16 protein-coding genes are annotated in these 18,941 nt (G+C 63.2%); 1 reads left to right on the top strand and 15 read right to left on the bottom strand.

Annotated elements, in window-relative coordinates; all coding sequences use genetic code 11:
* Positions 1 to 188 precede the first annotated feature (188 nt).
* The 10 genes from EA473_RS08970 to EA473_RS09015 all read right to left on the bottom strand — a co-directional run bounded on the left by EA473_RS08970 (position 189) and on the right by EA473_RS09015 (position 8,956).
* Positions 189 to 590 (bottom strand): carboxymuconolactone decarboxylase family protein, encoded by a 402-nt coding sequence (locus EA473_RS08970; RefSeq protein ID WP_124195326.1) that lies wholly within the window; start codon positions 588 to 590, stop codon positions 189 to 191.
* A 308-nt stretch (positions 591 to 898) separates the two neighbouring features.
* Positions 899 to 1,531, bottom strand: coding sequence for an HD domain-containing protein (locus EA473_RS08975; RefSeq protein WP_124195327.1), 633 nt, complete (start codon positions 1,529 to 1,531; stop codon positions 899 to 901).
* 136 nt (positions 1,532 to 1,667) lie between these two features.
* On the bottom strand, positions 1,668 to 2,555 hold the full coding sequence (locus EA473_RS08980; RefSeq protein WP_124195328.1) for an ABC transporter substrate-binding protein: 888 nt from the start codon (positions 2,553 to 2,555) through the stop codon (positions 1,668 to 1,670).
* Positions 2,556 to 2,567: 12 nt separating this feature from the next.
* On the bottom strand, positions 2,568 to 3,770 hold the full coding sequence (locus tag EA473_RS08985; RefSeq protein WP_124195329.1) for a PGF-CTERM-anchored ABC transporter substrate-binding protein: 1,203 nt from the start codon (positions 3,768 to 3,770) through the stop codon (positions 2,568 to 2,570).
* 212 nt (positions 3,771 to 3,982) lie between these two features.
* On the bottom strand, positions 3,983 to 5,227 hold the full coding sequence (locus tag EA473_RS08990; protein WP_124195330.1) for an aminotransferase class V-fold PLP-dependent enzyme: 1,245 nt from the start codon (positions 5,225 to 5,227) through the stop codon (positions 3,983 to 3,985).
* A gap of 87 nt (positions 5,228 to 5,314) precedes the next feature.
* Complete coding sequence (locus EA473_RS08995) at positions 5,315 to 6,226, bottom strand: hypothetical protein (protein ID WP_124195331.1); 912 nt, start codon at positions 6,224 to 6,226, stop codon at positions 5,315 to 5,317.
* 94 nt (positions 6,227 to 6,320) lie between these two features.
* Positions 6,321 to 6,611: a DUF424 domain-containing protein gene (locus EA473_RS09000; RefSeq protein ID WP_124195332.1), complete on the bottom strand. Its 291-nt coding sequence runs from the start codon at positions 6,609 to 6,611 to the stop codon at positions 6,321 to 6,323.
* Between the two features lie 2 nt (positions 6,612 to 6,613).
* Positions 6,614 to 7,420, bottom strand: coding sequence for a tetratricopeptide repeat protein (locus EA473_RS09005; RefSeq protein ID WP_124195333.1), 807 nt, complete (start codon positions 7,418 to 7,420; stop codon positions 6,614 to 6,616).
* A 94-nt stretch (positions 7,421 to 7,514) separates the two neighbouring features.
* Positions 7,515 to 8,210: a CRISPR-associated protein Cas4 gene (locus EA473_RS09010; protein WP_124195334.1), complete on the bottom strand. Its 696-nt coding sequence runs from the start codon at positions 8,208 to 8,210 to the stop codon at positions 7,515 to 7,517.
* A 155-nt stretch (positions 8,211 to 8,365) separates the two neighbouring features.
* Positions 8,366 to 8,956, bottom strand: coding sequence for a conditioned medium-induced protein 4 (locus tag EA473_RS09015; RefSeq protein WP_124195335.1), 591 nt, complete (start codon positions 8,954 to 8,956; stop codon positions 8,366 to 8,368).
* 373 nt (positions 8,957 to 9,329) lie between these two features.
* Between EA473_RS09015 and EA473_RS09020 the strand changes: the two genes are divergently transcribed.
* Positions 9,330 to 11,495: a (Fe-S)-binding protein gene (locus EA473_RS09020; protein ID WP_124195336.1), complete on the top strand. Its 2,166-nt coding sequence runs from the start codon at positions 9,330 to 9,332 to the stop codon at positions 11,493 to 11,495.
* 747 nt (positions 11,496 to 12,242) lie between these two features.
* Here EA473_RS09020 and EA473_RS09025 read toward each other — a convergent pair.
* The 5 genes from EA473_RS09025 to leuS form a co-directional block, all read right to left on the bottom strand.
* On the bottom strand, positions 12,243 to 12,680 hold the full coding sequence (locus EA473_RS09025; RefSeq protein WP_124195337.1) for a type II toxin-antitoxin system VapC family toxin: 438 nt from the start codon (positions 12,678 to 12,680) through the stop codon (positions 12,243 to 12,245).
* Positions 12,677 to 12,955 carry a hypothetical protein gene (locus EA473_RS09030; protein WP_124195338.1) on the bottom strand — a complete coding sequence of 93 codons (279 nt, stop codon included), beginning with the start codon at positions 12,953 to 12,955 and terminating at the stop codon, positions 12,677 to 12,679. Before EA473_RS09030 ends, EA473_RS09025 begins: the two co-directional genes overlap by 4 nt.
* 163 nt (positions 12,956 to 13,118) lie before the next feature.
* Positions 13,119 to 13,874 carry a hypothetical protein gene (locus tag EA473_RS09035; RefSeq protein ID WP_124195339.1) on the bottom strand — a complete coding sequence of 252 codons (756 nt, stop codon included), beginning with the start codon at positions 13,872 to 13,874 and terminating at the stop codon, positions 13,119 to 13,121.
* A gap of 265 nt (positions 13,875 to 14,139) precedes the next feature.
* A complete protein-coding gene (locus tag EA473_RS09040) occupies positions 14,140 to 15,969 on the bottom strand; it encodes a sensor histidine kinase (RefSeq protein WP_124195340.1) in 1,830 nt (609 codons plus the stop codon).
* A gap of 234 nt (positions 15,970 to 16,203) precedes the next feature.
* Positions 16,204 to 18,864: a leucine--tRNA ligase gene (leuS, locus tag EA473_RS09045; protein WP_124195341.1), complete on the bottom strand. Its 2,661-nt coding sequence runs from the start codon at positions 18,862 to 18,864 to the stop codon at positions 16,204 to 16,206.
* Positions 18,865 to 18,941 lie beyond the last annotated feature (77 nt).

An 18,941-nucleotide genomic window follows, 5' to 3' on the forward strand; every position in this document is an offset into this window, starting at 1 on the left:
ACAAAAGATGTGGTGCTCGTCGCTCGACCTCGAGTGCCGGCGATCGTCCGCGGGCAGTCACTCGAAGTCCGTCGGCGGGCCCGTGTGAGTTCCGACCGCGAACTCGAGCATGCCGAACGAGCGTCTCGAGGGAGGGTTCGGCAGGCTCGCTCGAGTACGTCCTCCGAAAAAACAGGTCGGCGTCCGATTCAGTCGTCCGCTGGCGCAGCCTCCTGTTGTTGGATGTAGTCGACGATTTCGTCCGTTTCGGCGACGAACTCGTCGTGGTCGATTTCGTTGCCGTGCAGTATCGTCGAGAAGTACCGCGTGTTGCTGGCGACGTTGATCGCCTCCTCGAGTTCCGCGTCAGAGACGTCGGCCAGCTGCGCTTCTTGCTTGTGGAAGTAGGTGCAGTAGGGACAGCCGATCGCTGCCGCGACGCCGAGTCCGACGAGCCCTTTTTCCCTCTCTGATAGTTCGGTCTCCGCGAGGACGAGGTCCCGGAAGAGACCCCAGCTGTGGTCGCTCGCCGGCTCTGCGATGGTCTCCATCCAGCTCGGTACCTGCCCGAGGTATTCCTCGATCTCCTGGTGTGCTTGTTGCGATGCCATGGTTTGTTCCCCCGTTCTTCGTGACGAACGGTACGTGGCGCTCAATACTGTTCAATGATACCAAGCACCATTCGGCCTACGCCGATCCACCACTTATTTCTTTTTCAAGAAACACTTTCGTAACTATCGCGCAGTGTCCGCCGGACGATCCAGTTGATCGGGCGAGGACACTCGTCGTCTCGTCCGACGCCGTACCGGTTGCGCGTCTCGTCCGTCCGACGCTTCACCCTCGAGCCCTTGCCATCCTCGCCGTCTCGCTGTCCTCACCGCCATCGCTGTTCTCGCCACCCTCGCCGCCATCACCGTCCTCACCGTTCGCCCGCGACTTCCGCCTCGAGTCGATCCGCGAACTCCCGGACGAACCGCGCCCGCTCGAGTGCGAGTTCCCGGCCCGGATCGGTGTACATCCGCTCCGGGAGATCCAGGATCTTCTCGTGGAGGTGGTCGTAGCCGGACTGTCCGTCCCCGGTCGCGTTTCCGTCCGTCGAAACCGTCGGACCGTGAATCGCTGTCCCGTTCTCGCCGCCGTAGGAGAATACGCGAGCGAGTCCCACCGCGCCGAGGGCGTCGAGGTTGTCCGCGTCGCTGAGGAGTCGGGCCTCGAGCGTCTCGGGGTCGACGTCGTTCGAGTACCGGTGGGCGCGAATGCAGTGCTGGACGCGCTCTATCGTCTCCGGCCGCGCACCGACGTCCTCGAGAACGGTGCCTGCCTCCGTTGCACCCCACGTCGCGTGGTCGTCGATCTCGCCGCGGTCCTCGCGCTCTCGCCCGATATCGTGGAGGAAAACGGCGAGTGTCACGGTCCGCTCGTCGGCCTCCCGGGGATGGCACTCGAGAAGCGTCTCCGCGAGCGCGCCGACTCGTTCGACGTGCTGCCAGTCGTGGGCCGGCGAGGCGTCCTCGAAGTACGAGCGGGCGCGGCTGCGAACGTCCTCTAGCATACCCGACGTGTTTTCGACTGACGGCGATAAGTGGTTCGTCTCGACCGGCATACCCAAGGCGAGCGGTCTCTCGGGGGCGGATCGCGGGCGAACGTCTTTCGAGAAGAATCGCGGGCGAACGGCCTTCGAGAACGGATTACGGCTGTACGATGTCCTCTGGGACCGAGTCGAACACGTCGGGGTGACACAGCGCGGCGAGGCGCTCGACGGCGTCGACCAGCCGCGGCGTCCACCGTGTCAGGTAGGCGCTGCCGTCGAGGATGAACACCCGATCGTCGCGGACCGCCGCGATCTCGTCCCAGCCGGACCGATCCGACAGTTCGTGGAACTGCTCGAGCGTTCGCTCGGCGTCGAACCCGCAGGGAGCGACGACTAACACCTCGGGATCGTACTCGAGGAAGGCGTCCCACTCGAGGGGTTTCGACCGTTCGCCGGGGTCGCCGATGCCGTACTCTCCGCCGGCCGCGTCGACGACGTCCGGCACCCAGCTTCCGGCGGGCCGGATCGGGTCCATCCACTCGAGGACGGCCGTCCGCGGCCGGGGCTCGTCGGGAACGCGCTCCTCGACGGCGGCGATCCGCTCGCGGAGGTCGTCGACCAGCCTCCCGGCTCGCGCCTCCGTCCCGGTTGCCTGCCCAACGTCTTCGACGCACTCGAGGACGTCCGCGAGGCGGTTCGCCTGCAAGGCGAGGACGTCGGGGTCGACCTCGAGGTCCGCGAGCGTCTCCTCGACGAGCACGTCGTCGACCGCACAGACGCCGCAGACACCCTGCGTGACTATCAGATCGGGCTGGACGGCTTCGATTCGGTCGGCCGCCATCCGGTAGAGGTGACCGTCCGCAGTCGCGGCCCGGACCTGCTCGTGTCGGTCAGCGCTGGCGGTCGCGTCGACTTTCGAGACGTCGATCGACGGCAACTCGGTGGCCGCCGGCGGGTGGTCGCAGGCGTGGGAAACCGCGACCGGTTCGACGCCGAGTTCGTACAGGATCTCCGTCGACGACGGCGAGGTGGAGACGACGTTCATATCGGATCGTATTTATCGACGAGTATGACGGTACCGGCTCGAGCCGACGGTGGCGAGCACCGCGACGATCGCGACGAGAGCGGCTGCGACGCCGAAGCCGGGCTGATCGTCGTCGTCGGTTCCGTCGGTGGTAGATTGATCGTCGGCTCCGTCGTCGTCTTCGGCGTCGACCGTGGCGCCATCTGCGTCGTCGCTTACCTCCGCCGTCGCGTCCGCATCGTCGGTTTCGTTCGCCCCGTTGTCGGCGTCGTCCACTGCGTCTGCGGTCGCGTCCGCGTACGCCTCGGGGTGGAACGTTTCGGCGAACGTCGTGACGGCGTGGATCACTCGCGGTCCGGGTCGGTTCAGGAGGTTGGCTTCGACCACGAGCACCTGATCGTTCTCGACGGCGGTCGTGGACTCGTAGGCCGAACCGTCGGGGACGTCCGGCGAGTTGGTGTTGAGGACGATCCACTCCGGATCGGCGTCGATCACGGTTTCCTCGCTGAGCTGTTGATACTCCTCGACGCCAGCTTCGGCCGCGACGTTCGTGGCGCCGCCGGCCACGATCATATCGTGAATGAACGTCTCCGAGCCGGCGGTAAAGCCGAAGAACGTGTACAGAACGTCGGGTCGCTCCTCGTCTTCGAGGGCCGACTCGACGATCTCGAGTTCCTCGTCCATCCAGTCGACGGTATCTTCTGCGCCGTCGCACTCGCCGACGAGCGAGCCGACGAGGAGGGTTCGATCGCGAACCTCGTCGATCGACTCCGCCGACTGGAAGTAAAAGACGGTCACGCCGGACTCACGGAGCGTCTCGACCGTCTCCTCGGAGACGAAGTTCGAACTCGGCGCGAGCACGAGGTCCGGATCGAGGTCGACCACGATCTCCGGCTCGATCGTCTCGGCGTCGGTCGAAATATTGGTTCGATCCTCGGCTCCCTCGAGGTTCTCGGCGTGTTTGGTCGTGCCGATAACTTTCTCCTCGGCGCCGATCTCCCACATCGTCTGGGCCGCACTCGGGTTGAGCGTGACGACCGTCTCGGGTTCCTCCTCGAGCGTCACGTCGACCCCCATGTCGTCGGTTTCGGTGATCGGGAACGAACACTCCGTCGTCGGGTCGACCGCGGCACTCGAGTGAACCGGTTCGCCCCCGGCGTCGGCGACGGCGGCGACCGGACTCACCGCGGCCAGCGCAACGAGCAACGCGACGAAACAGATCCGAATCGTGGACATACCAGTACCCTCACCAGTAGTACAATAAATACGTGACTATTGCAAGTCGGCTTGTTCACCTTGCGTGCGTCGGTGCGAGATAAGCGCGACTCGAGTACCGCCGTCCGATCCGTCGGTGACCCCGCCGTCGCCTACGATCGTGTCAGCTATCCGGTGCGAAAACCCACCGCCAATGATCTAGGTCGAAACGCCGCTCACTTCGTTCGCGGCATTCACGCGAACAGTTGCCGCGCGTCGTCCAACGCCGCAACCAGCTTGTCGACCTCTTCGCGAGTGTTGTAGACGTAGAACGACGCTCGAGTCGACGCCGGAACGCCCAGTTCGTCGTGTAGCGGCTGCGTACAGTGATCGCCGGCGCGGACGGCGATCGTGTGGTCGTTCATGATCGAGGTGAGGTCGTGGGCGTGGACGCCCTCGAGGTTGAAACTGACGAGGCCGCCGCGGTCGGGGCCGGGCTCTGGACCGTAGATCTCGACGTCGCCCTCGGCTGCGAGTCGTTCGTAGGCGTATCGGGCGATCTCCTCCTCGTGGGCCTGGATGCGCTCCATGCCGATCTCCTCGAGCCAGTCGATGGCGGCGACGAGGCCGACGGCTTCGGCGATCTGGGGCGTTCCGGGCTCGAACTTCCAGGGGAGGTCGCCCCACGTGGTTTCCTCGAAGGTAACCTTCCGGATCATCCCGCCGCCGTAGAGGAAGGGGTCCATCTCCTCGAGCAACTCCCGTTTCCCGTAGAGGACGCCGATGCCGGTCGGGCCGGCCATCTTGTGTCCCGAGAAGGCGTAGAAGTCGGCGTCGATCTCGTCTACGTCGACCGGGCGGTTGGGAACGGCCTGTGCCCCGTCGATAAAGGACAGCGCGCCGTGTTCGTGGGCGAGGTCGGTGAGTTCGGAGACAGGATTGACCGTTCCCAGCGTGTTCGAGACGTGAACCGCCGAGACGATGGCGGCGTCGTCGTCGATCAGTTCGCGGGCGTGGTCCATGTCGAGCCGTCCATCGTCGTCGACCCGGACGAACTCCACGTCGGCTCCCGTGCGCTCGCCGATCTGCTGCCAGGTGACCAGCGAGGCGTGGTGTTCCATCTCCGTGAGGACGACTCTGTCGCCGGGCTCGAGTTCGTTCAGCCCCCAGGCGTAGGCGACCAGGTTCTCGCTTTCGGTCGTGTTCTTGGTGAAGATGACCTCTTCGCGACCCGCTGCACCGATGAACTCCGCGACCCGGTCGTGGGCCTCCTCGTAGGCGATCGACGCCTCCTGGCTCAGGTGGTGGATGCCCCGGTGGATGTTCGCGTTGTACTCGCGGTAGTAGTCGCTCATCGCGTCGACGACCGGATCGGGGGTCTGGGTCGTCGCCGCGTTGTCGAGGTAGACGACCTGCTGGCCGTCGAACTCCCGTTCGAGGATGGGAAACTCCTCGCGGATGGCCTCGACGTCGAGCGACTCGAGATTCCGTTGACTCATTAGCGACTAGCAGGGGCCCCACACAAAACACTCCTTCGATCCGTCCGCTCGAGACACCCTCTCCCGTGGAAATCGGCCGACGATCGTCTACCGAGGGACTTCGATCAGTCGCGCGTCACAGCCGTCACAGGAGATCACGTACACCGCGCGGGATCGACAGCAGGATTCGACCCGCTCTTCGCCGAGCGTTACGGTTTCCCCGCAGGTCGGACACCGATCGAGAAACGTCCGGAGCCCGTTTACCAGTTGGCTACGACGCTCCACCCGAAGTCGGTCCCACCCGGGCAATCTGTCCTCGAGGGCGGCCGCCCCGGCGAGGTCGGCCACCAGCGCCGCGTCGGACTCCCAGCGTCCCGTCAGTTCGCCGTCGATCCGAATCTCGACACTACCGGGATCACCAGCCCGCTCGCTCGTCACCAGTTCCGGCTCGACCTCGAGGAACGCGCCCACCTGCGTCTCTCGGTCGCCGCCGCGTCGTGCGTCCATCTCGCGTCGCCACGCGGTGCGAAACGGCTCGGTCAGACAGAGGTCGTCCTCGGGCCGGTCGTCGCCCGGCGACGAGACGTCTCCACAGGGGGCGATCACGCCGTGGTCGAGAAACGTCGTCTCGGGATCGAGCGGATCGATCGCCGGTTCGCCGTCGTGATCCTCTTTCGCCCGGTCGTCGGTGGGTCCAGCAGTTCTCGAGGGATCGCCCGCGTCGCCCTCGAGCGCACCGCCGCCTGGATCGGGAGTCTTGTCGAACGTCGCGAGCAGCCAGTCTGGGAAATACCGCTTCGTCAGGGTTGGCGTCCCCGGAACCAGGTAGCCTCTGAGGTAGATCGCGACGACCGAGACCGCGAGAACGACCAGCCCAGCCGGAAAATACAGGAAACCGACGGCTCCCGCGATGACGACCGCGATCACGACGTTGACGGCGGTACACGGCACACACCGGTTCTCTCCGGTGTACTCCGGTTGTCGAAATCGATCGAGACCCGACCGCTGTCCGGATTCCATAGCTATATGCCACATCCAGGATGTAAAAAAGATTGCGCGCCGATCGACCGTACTCGCGACGGTTCGGAGCCGGAGATTTCGTCGGAGCAGCGTGCTACATCCGAAGTAACTGGGCGTGATGGGTCCCGTCGACCTCGAGGACGTTCCCGGCGTCGATAAAGCCCTCGTCGATAGCCAGTTCGACCGCGCGGGTGCCGACGATGTTCGCGACGTCGGCTCTCGCCAGGCTGTCTATCACCGCGCTCTCGTCGACTTCCTCGCCGCCGTAGAACTCCTCGGTGACGGTCAGGGAAACCGCTCCTTCCTCGAACGTTTCGCCGAGAACGTCGTCGTCACAGACCGCTACCAACAGCCCCTCGGGCGTGTCGCGTTCGGTGAGCCGCATCGTCACTCGAGTTCCCATTCGCGGTCGGCCTCTCCACCGGCGGTCGTTCCCGACTGACCGTGCATCTCCTGGCGTTGTTCCATCAGCCGCTGTTCGGCTCGCTCGCGCATCTCGTTTGCTTCGTCGGCGATCTCTTCGGCTTCGTCGTACTCTCCGAGGTCTTCGAGGATGCGGGCTTTCTCCTCTAAGACCTTCGCGTTGTGCATGCCGAGACGGACGGCGTTGTCGATACAGTGCAGCGCTTCCTCGTTCAGACCGCGCTCCGAGAGGAAAAAGGCCCGGTTGAACCAGCCCTGCGCGAAGCGTTCATCGATCTCGACGGCGCGCTCTGCGTGCTCGAGCGCCTGTGCCGTCTCGCCGAACTCCCAGAGTGCGTACGCGAGATTCGTCTCCGCCGTCGCCGCGTGTTCGCTCTCGTCGTCGATCGACAGCGCCTCCCGATGGGCACCGATTGCCTCGTCCCACTCCTCGAGTTCGGCGTGGGCGACCCCCTTGTTCACCCAGGCCTCCTGCTCGAGTCGATCGTCGTCCGCGAACTGTGCAGTCCGCTCGAAGGCGTCCGTCGCCTGTTCGTAGCGGTTGATCCGCATGTAGTTCAACCCGACGTCGAGCAGTTCCCCGGCGTCGACCTCGTCGCTCGCGATGTTGTGCGTATCGAGCGTGTCGGTGACGACGCGGGAGTCGACGGGATCGACCTTCGAGGGATCGACGTCCAGTTCCGGCGGATCCAGATCGAACTCGTCGTAGGAGTCGTCGAACCCCTCTCCTTCGGAGAATCGGTGGTCGCGGTCGCCCTCTCGGTCGGTCATGACTGGATAGTGGCGACCACGACTGTTAAGGGCTGCGACCCGCCACGCGTTCAAGGGCTGCGACCCGCCACGCATTCGGGCCACTCGGGTGCTCTCACCCGCCTCCTCCGAACCCGAGTAGCGATCGCAACGTGCGGGTCCGGACGCCACACGTGCCGGCGTACTCACAGGAGTTGCATTTCGATTGGTTGTTGATCCGGGGCGGTGGACCGTCCAGTTCGCGGACAGTGCGTAGCGCCCGCCGATACCGTGCCTTCCGACGCGTCGTGAGCTTGACGCTCCTGATCACACCGTAGGCCGGATACTCGAGCCAGGCTCGTTCGATCGCCGTCCGATGCTCCCACGCGAGCGCCTTCGCGGCTGCGACCGCGTGGACCGACTGACTCTCCCAGACGCCCCGTTCGGGAGGTTTCCCGGTCGAAACGAGGACCGGCTCGAGCGGATCGGCGAGCACTTTGTGGACGATCCCACGACAGTCCCGACCCGTCGCGAGCACGTCCCGATCCCGTGGGTTCCGAAGACGTTCCCAACAGCCCGCGTCCTCGAGTCGTCGCTTGGTTCCGGAAAGCGCCTCGCGGTAGCAGACGGGGGACACCTCGATCGGTTCGGCGGCGAGCGCACCCGGCGGTGCCTCGAGTAACTTCTCGTACCGGGTCTCGAGGTTTCGAACGGCGTCGACGCGCGGCGGCGGCTCGCGGTCGTCCTCCTCGGCGGTTCGGCGATAGTAACACTTCCGCGGACAGTAGGCGGCCGTCCGAAGGTCGCTAAACGAGACGTGCGTCCGTGTCACGGACTGTCTGGCCGCGCCTTCCTACAAAAAGGTCGGCACACCGCGCCGCGCCGTGCTCGTTCGTGAGGTACTGTGCCTCCTCGCGCCACAACCCGTGCGTAACTTCGTCGTGTCGCGCAACTGTCGACGTCCTCGGGCCCGTCTGCTGGCAGCGATCAGAAGTCGACGTCGGTTTCCATGCCCTCCGTCGCGTCCTCGAGTCCGTCCTCGCGGACGTCGGTGGTCATTCGCGCGGAGAGGTCCGCGTCGGCGAGGATGCTGTCGAACTCGTCGCGATAGCGATCGTTGGCCGTTCGCGACTCGTCTTCGGCCGCGGCAACGCGGCGATACCGTCGGATCCGCTCTTCGGTAACGTCGTACTCCTCGGCCAGCGTCGCGTCGTCTTCCTCGCGGTTGCGGATCGCCGCGAGATCGATCTCGTCGGCGTCGTGGTCGTCGATGAGGTGAAGTGACATTCGCGCCTCGAAGACGACGTCGGGTTCGGTTTCGAGACGCTGGGCGATCGTCTCGTCGCTTTCTCCGTCGTAAAACCGGACGGCGACCTCGTGGAGTTCGTCGTCCGACAGCGGCGTTTCGAACTCGTATCGCTCTCGCAACTGGGTGATGACGCTCTCGATGCGCTGTTCGTCCGTCTGTTCGTCCTTCTCGAGAGAGCCACGGGTGTCCTCCTGTGATTCGGTGACGGTCGCCTCTCCGTCGGTGACGTCCGTGAAGATATTTTTGAGTTCCTCGGTTTTTTCGTTCATGGGTGGACACTCCCGACGGGTGGCTATTTAAGCCTGTTGCCAGATAGCGTAGAGCGGAAAAGCTGTGAGTCACGGTAATCTTTGACACGGTTTACTCACCGCTCGCACGCAAACGACCAGCACCACCAGTGTTGGCAGCTATAGTAGCCACTGGAAGTCAATGCACACCTGATCGCACGACAGCTGTGCGATCAGTGTGTAAATAGTTCCAGTTGTTACTATAATACGCGAGTGGGAGTGCAATGAGTTTCAGCGACTACTATAAAAAATCACTATGAACTGAAAATACGTTTCACATTTTCACGTGACGGCGACGGGTCGGGATTGCGAACACGTGACAAGAATTAAGTTCCGTCCCCCCACGTGGTTGGACATGAACGTCTTTGCCCAGACAGAGGTGACGAGAGAAACCTACTGGGGAATCAGCAACACCGAGTTCGCGGTGTTCTATCTCCTCGCGGCGATAACGATACTCGTCTTCCTCTACGGCGTCTACCAGCGGTTTTCGCGGTACGCCGCCGGTGACGACGATCCGTTCGATCGCCTCGACGAGTTACCGAACCGGATCGCCACCGCGGCCAGAATTGCCCTCTCGAACGAGAAACAGTTCAACCGCGATCTCTACGGCGGGCTGATGCACTCGTTTATTCTCTGGGGATTCCTGACGCTGTTCATCGCGACCTCGATCCTCGCGATCGACGGCTACGTGTACGAACCGATCGCACAGGGCTCGTTCTGGATCGACGACTTCTATCTCGCCTACCAGTTCATGGTCGACGCGATGGGACTTCTATTCGTCGTCGGGATCGGAATGGCCATGTACCGACGCTACTGGGTCGGCAACGAGCGCCTCTTGGACCGCCATACCAGTAACGAGGACGACATCTTTATCTGGACGCTGTTCGGCCTCGGCGTCGGCGGCTTCCTCCTCGAGGGACTGCGTATCTACGCGACCGGTATGCCCGACCACGAAGTGGTCAGTTTCGTCGGCTACGGTCTCGCGATGGTCTTCCAGGCGGTCGGACTGTCGACGATCGCGGGGACGGCGACCGATCCGAACTACACCGCCGTCTCCGTGCTGGGGTTCAACGCCGAGACGTTCCACTGGCTCATCTGGTGGAAGCACTCGTTGCTCGCCTTTTTCTTCATCGCGTGGATCCCCTACGCCAAGCCGTTCCACATGATCTCCTCGTTCGCGAACGTCGTCACCCGCGACGAGCGGGCCGGAAAACGCCTCCCCAACGTCCCGTCGGATCTCGACGCCACGAACGCCGAATCCATCGACGACTTCACCTGGAAGGAGATCCTCGATCAGGACGCCTGCACCAAGTGCGGCCGGTGTTCGGCCGTCTGTCCGGCCAAAGCCTCCGACCGACCGCTCGATCCGCGAAACGTCATTCTCGACCTGAAAGCCTACCGCGAAGGCCTCGAGACCGGCGGCGAGGAGAAACCTATCATCGCCGACGGCGGCGCGTCGGTGATCGACACGGAGACGATGGAGTCCTGTATGGCCTGTATGGCCTGTATGGACGCCTGCCCGGTCGAGATCGAACACCTCCAGTCGTTCACCCGGCTCAACCGCCAGATGACCGACCAGGGCGACGTTTCCTCGTCGATGCAGGACGTCTTCCAGAACGTCATGCAAAACGGCAACACGTTCGGCGATCCGCCGCGAAACCGCGGCGACTGGGCCGACGACCTCGAGTTCGACGTCACCGACGCCCGCGAGGAAGAAGTCGACTACCTCTGGTACGTCGGCGACTACCCGAGTTACGACGACCGCAACAAGCAGGTCGCCCGTTCGCTGGCGACGATCTTACAGGAGGCCGACGTCAGCTTCGGCATCCTCTTCGACGACGAGAAGTACGACGGCAACGACATTCGCCGGGTCGGCGAGGAGTTCCTCTACGTCGAACTCGCCGGCCACCACGTCGAGACGTGGGACGACTGCGAGTTCGACACGATCGTCTGTACCGATCCCCACTCCTACAACACCTTCGAGAACGAGTATCCCGAGGTCGACTTCGAGGAGTTCGCCGACGATCCGATGATGCCCTTCGAGTACGACGAACAGTGGAACGCCGACGGCGACATCGACGTCCTCCACTGGACCCAGGCCGTCGAAGAACTCGTCACCGAGGGCGCACTCGGCCTGAACGGCGACGAACTCGACTACACCGTCACCTACCACGATCCGTGTCACCTCGGGCGGTACAACGACGAGTACGAGGCTCCGCGCGACCTCATCGAGGCCACCGGTTGTGACCTCTTCGAGATGCCGCGCAACCGCGCCAACTCGTTTTGCTGTGGCGGCGGCGGTGGCGGCCTCTGGATGGAGTTCGACGAGGAACCCAAACCCAGCGAGGAACGGCTCCGGGAGGCCCTCGAGGACACCGACGCCGGCGCTGCAGTGGAAAAATTCGTCGTCGCCTGTCCGATGTGCATGACGATGTACGAAGACGGCCGCAAGACCGGCGGCTTCGAGGACGACCTCGAGGTCGTCGATATCGCCGAACTGATCGTCGAGGCGATCGAGTAATACCGAAGCAGTCGTTGGCGATATTTGTAAAAACCGTACTGTTAGTGAGGAGAATAGGTAGTGAAAAGAATTAATCTAATGAGTGTTATGATCGAATTTAGATGGCACGAATGGATACGTATAACTGTCCTTCGACCTTCCGGAAAAGCTACAAATTCTTTGGCGTGATTTCGGTAAGTATACTATTGATAATAACGCTTCTTCTGAGCTATCAGTCGTATTCCCGTGGAAACATCACACAATCTGTTGTCAGTTTGTTTTTAGCATACACTTTTTTAACGGCAATGGGTGTGTATCACCCCGAAGTAAGTAGACGCACGTATCTCTTTGTCTACTGTACTGGATCTCTTATCATGATTTCGCTCGGATATTATTTGACGGCCTCGTGGCCGCTGCTTTTTATTGGCACTCTCGTCGGAGTCCTGTCCGTACTCTCAGTCATGTACTGGACGTATCATAAACTCGTATATCACACGCGTTGATGAACGACTCGCTGATCCCGACAGGAACTGATCGAACGCCGTCGAACGGCTCCACTCGGACCCGATGGTCGTCATTTCGAGGTACCACCAAACCTGTCCGTTCGTCTCGAAGCGGACGTCACCTCGAGCAAAGGCTTTGATACTCGACACGGTTTCGTGCTCGAGCACGACATTCCGTACACGGACCGACTGCCGGGCGACGGCCGGGGACCGCGCCGTCACCGTCTCTTCGGTCCGTAATCAACGATGCTCGAGTACCGCGGATCTACCCCCCAATTATTGCCGGATCGATTCGTTCGACGACCCCGTCGAAATCGTCGTCGAAACTGAGAACGGCATCGAGATCGTTCCGTTCGACGGCGGCGATCGTACTCGCGTCGGTGAAACTCAGCGAGTGATCGTCGTACGTTTCGAACGTATCGAGTGTATCCTCGAACAGGTCCGGTGTTAGTACTAACAGTTCGATCCGATCCGGATATCGACCGCGGCCGAGAATTCGCCGCCCGATTTCCCACGCATCCTCGTAGTTACCGGTTCGTTTCCGAGTGAGCGTTATCGCCTCGTCGACGACGTAGTCGCTCGTGTAAGGTTCTCCGAACTTTCCCTCGAGAACGGCTTGCATCGCGGTCGACGCCGCCTCGTATCTCGCCGCCGCTTGATCGTGGTGGGCAAAGAAGACGCCGGTATCGATGAATACGCTCATTCGCCGTAGAGAACGTCGTCGATGTCTTCTTCCTTCGTCTCGACTCCGGAATCAATGGTGCCCGAGAGCCACCGGTCGATTTCCTCCTCCGAGAGCGGCTCGAACTCGTCGCGAAACGAGTCGATCAACTCGTCTTTCGACTCGTAGCTGCTCGTGACGATCCGCTCGAGCAGTTCCTGTTGCGTTACGTTTCGCCCCGTCTCGAGACGAATCTCCGCCTGGAGTTCCTCGAGGCGGGATTTCGTGGTGTCCGTTACTTTGACCGACGTGCTCATAACAGTAGTAGAGTTTTCTACTCGGAAAATAGTTCCGCCAGCGACGGTCAACTCGTGACCAACGGATCGTGAGGGGGCGGAAAATCCCGCTCGAGCGGTGGCTTCCACCATGCGCCACGCATCCACGATCGGCTCGCCCCGTCCTGTCGTAGTGGCCACAGCTTCACGTCCGTTCCCACTGCATCGGACACGGCTCGAAGTCGTACGCCCAGATCAACGGCTCGATCGAAATTTCGTCGGCAGTGATTCCGACGGTGAGACCGTCGACTCCTTCGCTTTTCGGTGCAAAGAGTTCCCACGTATCCGTCTCCCGCCTGCCGTCCTCGAGTTCGATTTCGACGTCGTAGGTGCCAAAGCGGCTCGCGGCGTCGACCCGTTCGCGCTCGTCTCCCTCGACGGCGAACGTCGTGTCGACGACGGCCTCGTCGTCTTCGTCGGTGATCGTCACCGTCGCAGTGACCGACTCGTCAGTATCGTTCCAGAGCTCGAGGGTTCGAGGCGAGGCGTACTCGGTTTGTGCCTCGAACGAGAGTCGCCGCGTTTCGCCGTCCGTTTCGACGCGGTGGTCGTACGGCCGATCCTTCCACAGGGGCGTTCCGTCACCGATCGCCTGCTCGTACAGCAACTCGCCATCGGTGACGTACTCGCCGTCGTCGAACGCGACGTCCACTTCGGCGGCGATTTCGTCGGGCAACTGATCGTGGGTGACGTACGGAGCGTTACACTCGTCGTAGGTTCTCTCACCGGTTCGTGGATCGTCGTCGGATTCGGCGTCACCGTCCGTTTGCGATCCGTCGTCGGATCCGGACTCGTCGGTCGTCGAGTCGGACGATCGCGTCTCGCGCTCGCTGGTTCCCCCGTCCAGACAGCCCGAGAAGCCAGCGGTTCCGATCGCTCCGAGGAGGGCTCGGCGGCGCATACCTGTCGATTAACAGTCCCGGGTAAATACTTTGAGGCGACGACCGTCGTGGTTGCAGGTGACCGGTGAACGATACTCCGTCGCCGCCGACCACGACTCCTCTCGTTGCCGTGTGGGCAACCCATCCCCATTCCCACCGGGACACCGTCACCGGCGACCGTTTCGAGCGGCCGTGTGACCTCCTCGGTGGCCTTTCGCACTCGAGTTCGACGCTCTGGTTGCGGACGACTCGAGGAAGACGGCTACGCCAGCCCGGTCAGTACGGTCATCGCGCGTTTTCGTCCGGAAGCGTGAACGAAAACGTCGACCCCTCGCCGGGTTCCGAGTCGACCCAGATCTGGCCGCCGTGGCGTTCGACGATTCGCTGACACAGCGCGAGTCCGATGCCGGTTCCGCCGTGGCCCTGGTGAGCGCTCGAGCGCTGGAACACCCGGAAGATGCGCTCTTCGTCGTCTGGATCGATTCCGACGCCGGCGTCGGCGACGTCGATTCGCCACATTCGCCCCGTCCGTTCGGCAGCGATCTCGACGGTCGGCGGCTCGTCGCCGCTGTACCCGATTGCGTTGGAAAGCAGGTTCTGGAAGACCTGACGCAGTTGGCTCCGATCGCCAGCGACCCGGGGCAACTCGCCGACGTCGATCTCCGCGCCTGACTCCTCGATTTTCAGCTGGAGGTCCGCACGCACGTCCTCGAGGACGTCTTCGAGGGCGACCGACTCGAGCGGATCCCCGCGTGTATCGACTCGCGAGTACTCGAGGAGGCCGTCGATCATCCCGCGCATCCGCTCGGCGCCGTCGACGGCGAACTCGACGAACTCCTCGCCGTCGTCGCCGAGTTCGTCGCCGTACCGCTGGTCGACGAGCTGGAGGTAGCTCGTGACCATTCGAAGCGGCTCCTGGAGGTCGTGGGAGGCGGCGTAGGCGAACTGCTCTAAGCGTTCGTTCGACTCCTCGAGTTTGCGCCGCTGTTTCCTCTGCGTGGTGATGTCCCGTCCGATCCCCGTGAGAACTGGGTCCCCGTCGGGGTCTTCTAGCGCAGCTGCCACGAACTCGTAGGGGATTCGATCGCCGTCTTTCGTCAGGACCTCCGCTTCGACGCGAACGTGTCCCGCATCGAACCCCTCTTCGATTGCGCCAGCGATCTGCTCGCGGTCGTCCGCTCCGAAGAACTCCAGTGCGTGCATCGACTCGATCTCTTCGTCCGTGTATCCGACGACCTGGCGGAGACGTCGATTCCACCGCTGGAGCGTCCCCTTCTGATCGACGACGTAGAAGACGTCGTCGATCGCGTTCAGGATGTCGTCGGTGTACTCTTTGTACTGATCGAGCTGTCGTTCGCGCTCGCGCAGGGCCTGTTCGACCTCTTTCCGGGGCGAGATGTCCCGAAAGAGACCGACGAAGTACCGGTCGCCGTCGAAGAAGAAGTCGTTGAGCGAGATCCCGAGTGGCACCTCGTGGCCATCTTCGTGCTGACCCGGAAGCTCGACGTACTCCCAGTCGATGTTTCGCTCTCCCGTCTCGAGGTAGCGATTCAGCGCGTTCAGGTGGGTTTCCCGGAGGCGTTCCGGGATGACGTCGAGTTTGCTTCCGCCGACGAGTTCCCGAGGGGGATACCCGAGAATACGCTCGACTGCGGGATTCGCGTACTGGATCTCGCTTGCCGTATCGAGGACGATGATCCCGTCGGACAGGGCGTCGGCGAGGGCGACGAACGCTCTCGCGGGTGCCGTTCCTCCGTTCCGATTCGGTTCCCGTTCGGACGAGCCGCCAGCGGACGACGGCTGTGATCTGTGATGCAGCGTTCCGACGATCACGTCTTCGGTCTCAGTACGCTGGTTACGCTCGAACTGGGCGTCGAACGCGACCGAATCGCCAGTTGCGGTTTCCACCGTGAGCGTAACGGGGCCCGTACTCGAGACGTCGTCCGCCAGAATGTCGTCGACCGGTTCGGGGACGCTCTCCAGCACCGATTCGAAACTCCGTCCCTGAAGGTCGGCGAGAGGGTGGCCCGTCCGCTCGGCGAGTGCCTGCGTCGTCGCGACGATTTCGCCGCCCGGGGAGAGTTCGACGATCGCGACGTCGGCTCCCGTTAGCATCGATATCGTGTCCTGAGGGCCCACCGATCCCCCGTCGGCGGACTGTCGATCGCCGAAATGAGTCACGACCGTAGTAATAGACAGACCGGTATAAGTTCCGGCGTAGCACCCGCGTGTTTCCACGCCGGTCCAGGCCGCCGGGCCGATTCCGTTCGTACGGATTCCTGTACCGATGTACCGCCGCACCCACCGCCGGGTCGTGGGTGCGCCGAAGATGACGTACAGCAGTCCGTATCAGTCTTCGATTTCGATCGCCGGCCGTCCCGGTTCGGCGTTTTTCAACACGCTCTCGTCGACCGCTTCGGCGCGGACGACCGACACCGGCGCGTCGAACTCGCGCTCGATCAGCCACGCGGCGGACTCGAGTGCCGCGAACTCCTCGTCGGGTCCCAGCGTCATCGAGAGCGCTTCGCGTTCGGCCTGCAGGTCCTGTCCATAGCTGGCGGCGGCGTCGCCCTGCTCGCGAATGTGGGAGTTTTGCATCAGTTCGCCGATCAGGTTGTCGGCGTCGCTCTCGATCGCGAGCTCGAGGGCGTCGTACTTCCACTCGGGGGCGACGACGACGTCGATCGCTTTCGGATCTTCGATGCCCGCGACCTCGACGATGTCGCGGACGTCTTCTCGAGTGTTCTCGACGAGTCGGCGGCGTTTGGTGACGTAATCGCGGTCGACCTCCGCAGTGGGCCACGGCGCGTCGACGACGAAACCGTCGTTGCCCAGCGCCTCGTACAGCTCTTCTGCGAGGTGCGGCGCGACCGGGGCGAGCAGGCGAACGACGGCCGAGAGGCCGCGCTCGTAGGTCTCGGCGTGGGGTTCGGTATAGTCGGCGTAGCTCCGCAACGTTCCCACCAGATCCTGCGTCTCGCGGAGCGCGCGGTTGAACGTCAGGTCGTCGTACTCGCTGCCGGCGATGGCGATCGTCGCGTCGATCTCGCTTTCGACGTAGCTCGCGACGGCGTCGTCCGCGCCGTCGGGTTCGTTCGCGGTGTAGGATTCGACCATCTCCTTGAGCCGCGAGAGGAAGGCGTTCGTCGATCGGACTCCTTCCTCGCTCCAGTCGAAATCACGCTCGGGCTGGGCGGCCTGCATCATGAACAGCCGCGCGGTGTCCGCGCCGTACTCCTCGACGATCCGCTGGGGGGAGACGACGTTGCCCTTCGACTTCGACATCTTCTCGCCCTCGAGTTGAACCATGCCCTGGGCGAGCAGGTTCGTAAACGGCTCGCGGTGTTCGAGCCCCTCGTTGTCGGCGAGCACCTTCGTGAAAAAGCGCGAATAGAGCAGGTGCATCACGGCGTGTTCGATGCCGCCGACGTACTGGTCGACGGGCATCCAGTCGTTCGCCCGTTCTGCGTCGAAGGGGGCGTCCTCGAGGTCGGGCGAGACGTACCGCAGGAAGTACCACGAAGAGTCGACGAACGTATCCATCGTGTCGGTCTCGCGGGTGGCCGTCCCGCCACACTCCGGACACCTGGTCTCTTTCCACTCTTCGGCGGCATCCAGCGGATTGCCGGTGGTGTTGATGAACTCCGGCAGTTCGACCGGCAACTCCTCGTCGGGGACCACGACCGAACCACAGTCGTCGTGACAGTGGACGACGGGGATCGGCGTCCCCCAGTAGCGCTGGCGGGAGATTCCCCAGTCACGAAGCTGATACTGTGCCGCATGGGCGGCGCTCTCGACGTCCTCTGTCAGTCGTTCGCGGGCGCTCTCGCTCTCGAGGCCGGAGTACTCATCGGAGTTTACCAGCACGCCGTCGTCGGTGAACGCTTGCTCGCTGACGTCCGGCGCGTCGGGGACCGTCTCGCCGTCCCAGTCGTCGGGTTCGGGTGCGATCACGGGGACGATATCCTCGTCCATCTTCGTCGCGAACGCGTGGTCGCGCTCGTCGTGGCCGGGGACGGCCATCAGCGCGCCCGTTCCGACGTCCGAGAGGACGAAGTCGGCGACGTACACCGGAATCTCCTCGCCCGTTACGGGGTTCGTGGCGGTCAGATCCGTCTCGACACCGTTTGGCTCGTCGCCGTCGGGATCGGCTTCGTGCTCGATGAAGTGACGAACGTCGTCGTCGGCGGCGGCGAGTTCCTCGCTGATCGGGTGGTCCGGCGCGAGCGCGAAGAACGTCGCGCCGAAGATGGTGTCGACGCGAGTGGTAAACGCCGTGACGGCCCCGTGACCGTCGATCTCGAAGTCGAGTTCGGTGCCGTACTGGCGGCCGATCCAGTTGCGCTGCATCTGGCGCACCGAGTTCGGCCACCCCTCGAGGTCGTCGATCGCCTCCAGCAACTCGTCTGCGTACTCGGTGATCTTCAGGAACCACTGCTCGAGTTCGCGCTGTTCGACCGGCGTCTCACAGCGCCAGCAGAGTTCGGCCTCTCCCTCGACTTGTTCGTCCGCGAGGACGGTCTCACACTCGGGACACCAGTTGACGTCGGCGTCTCGGCGTTCGACGAGCCCCTCGTCGTGAAATCGGGAGAAGAGCCACTGGTTCCACTGGTAGTACTCCGGCGTACAGGTCGCGATTTCGCGATCCCAGTCGTAGCCAAAGCCCATCGCGTGCATCTGCTCGCGCATCGTCTCGATGCAGTCGAACGTCCAGTCTCGCGGGTTCGTATCCCGATCTTTGGCCGCGTTTTCGGCGGGCAGGCCGAACGCGTCCCACCCCATCGGATGGAGGACCTCGTCGCCGCACATCCGCCGGTACCGGGCGTACGCGTCCGTTATCGTGTAGTTTCGGACGTGGCCCATGTGGAGTTTCCCCGACGGATACGGGTACATTCCCAGCACGTACGTCGGCTCGTCGACGTCGTCGGACGTCCGGTAGGCGTCCGCATCGTCCCACGCCTCTTGCCAGCGCCGTTCGACCGGCTCGTGGTCGTATCCCGCGTCGCTCATTTGTGTAGACGTGGACGCGACGCCGCCCTATAGCTTTCCATCCACCCGCCGACCCGTTCCAACTGCTCGAGAACCGT

The organism is Natrarchaeobius chitinivorans (assembly GCF_003841505.1).
Lineage (GTDB): Archaea > Halobacteriota > Halobacteria > Halobacteriales > Natrialbaceae > Natrarchaeobius > Natrarchaeobius chitinivorans.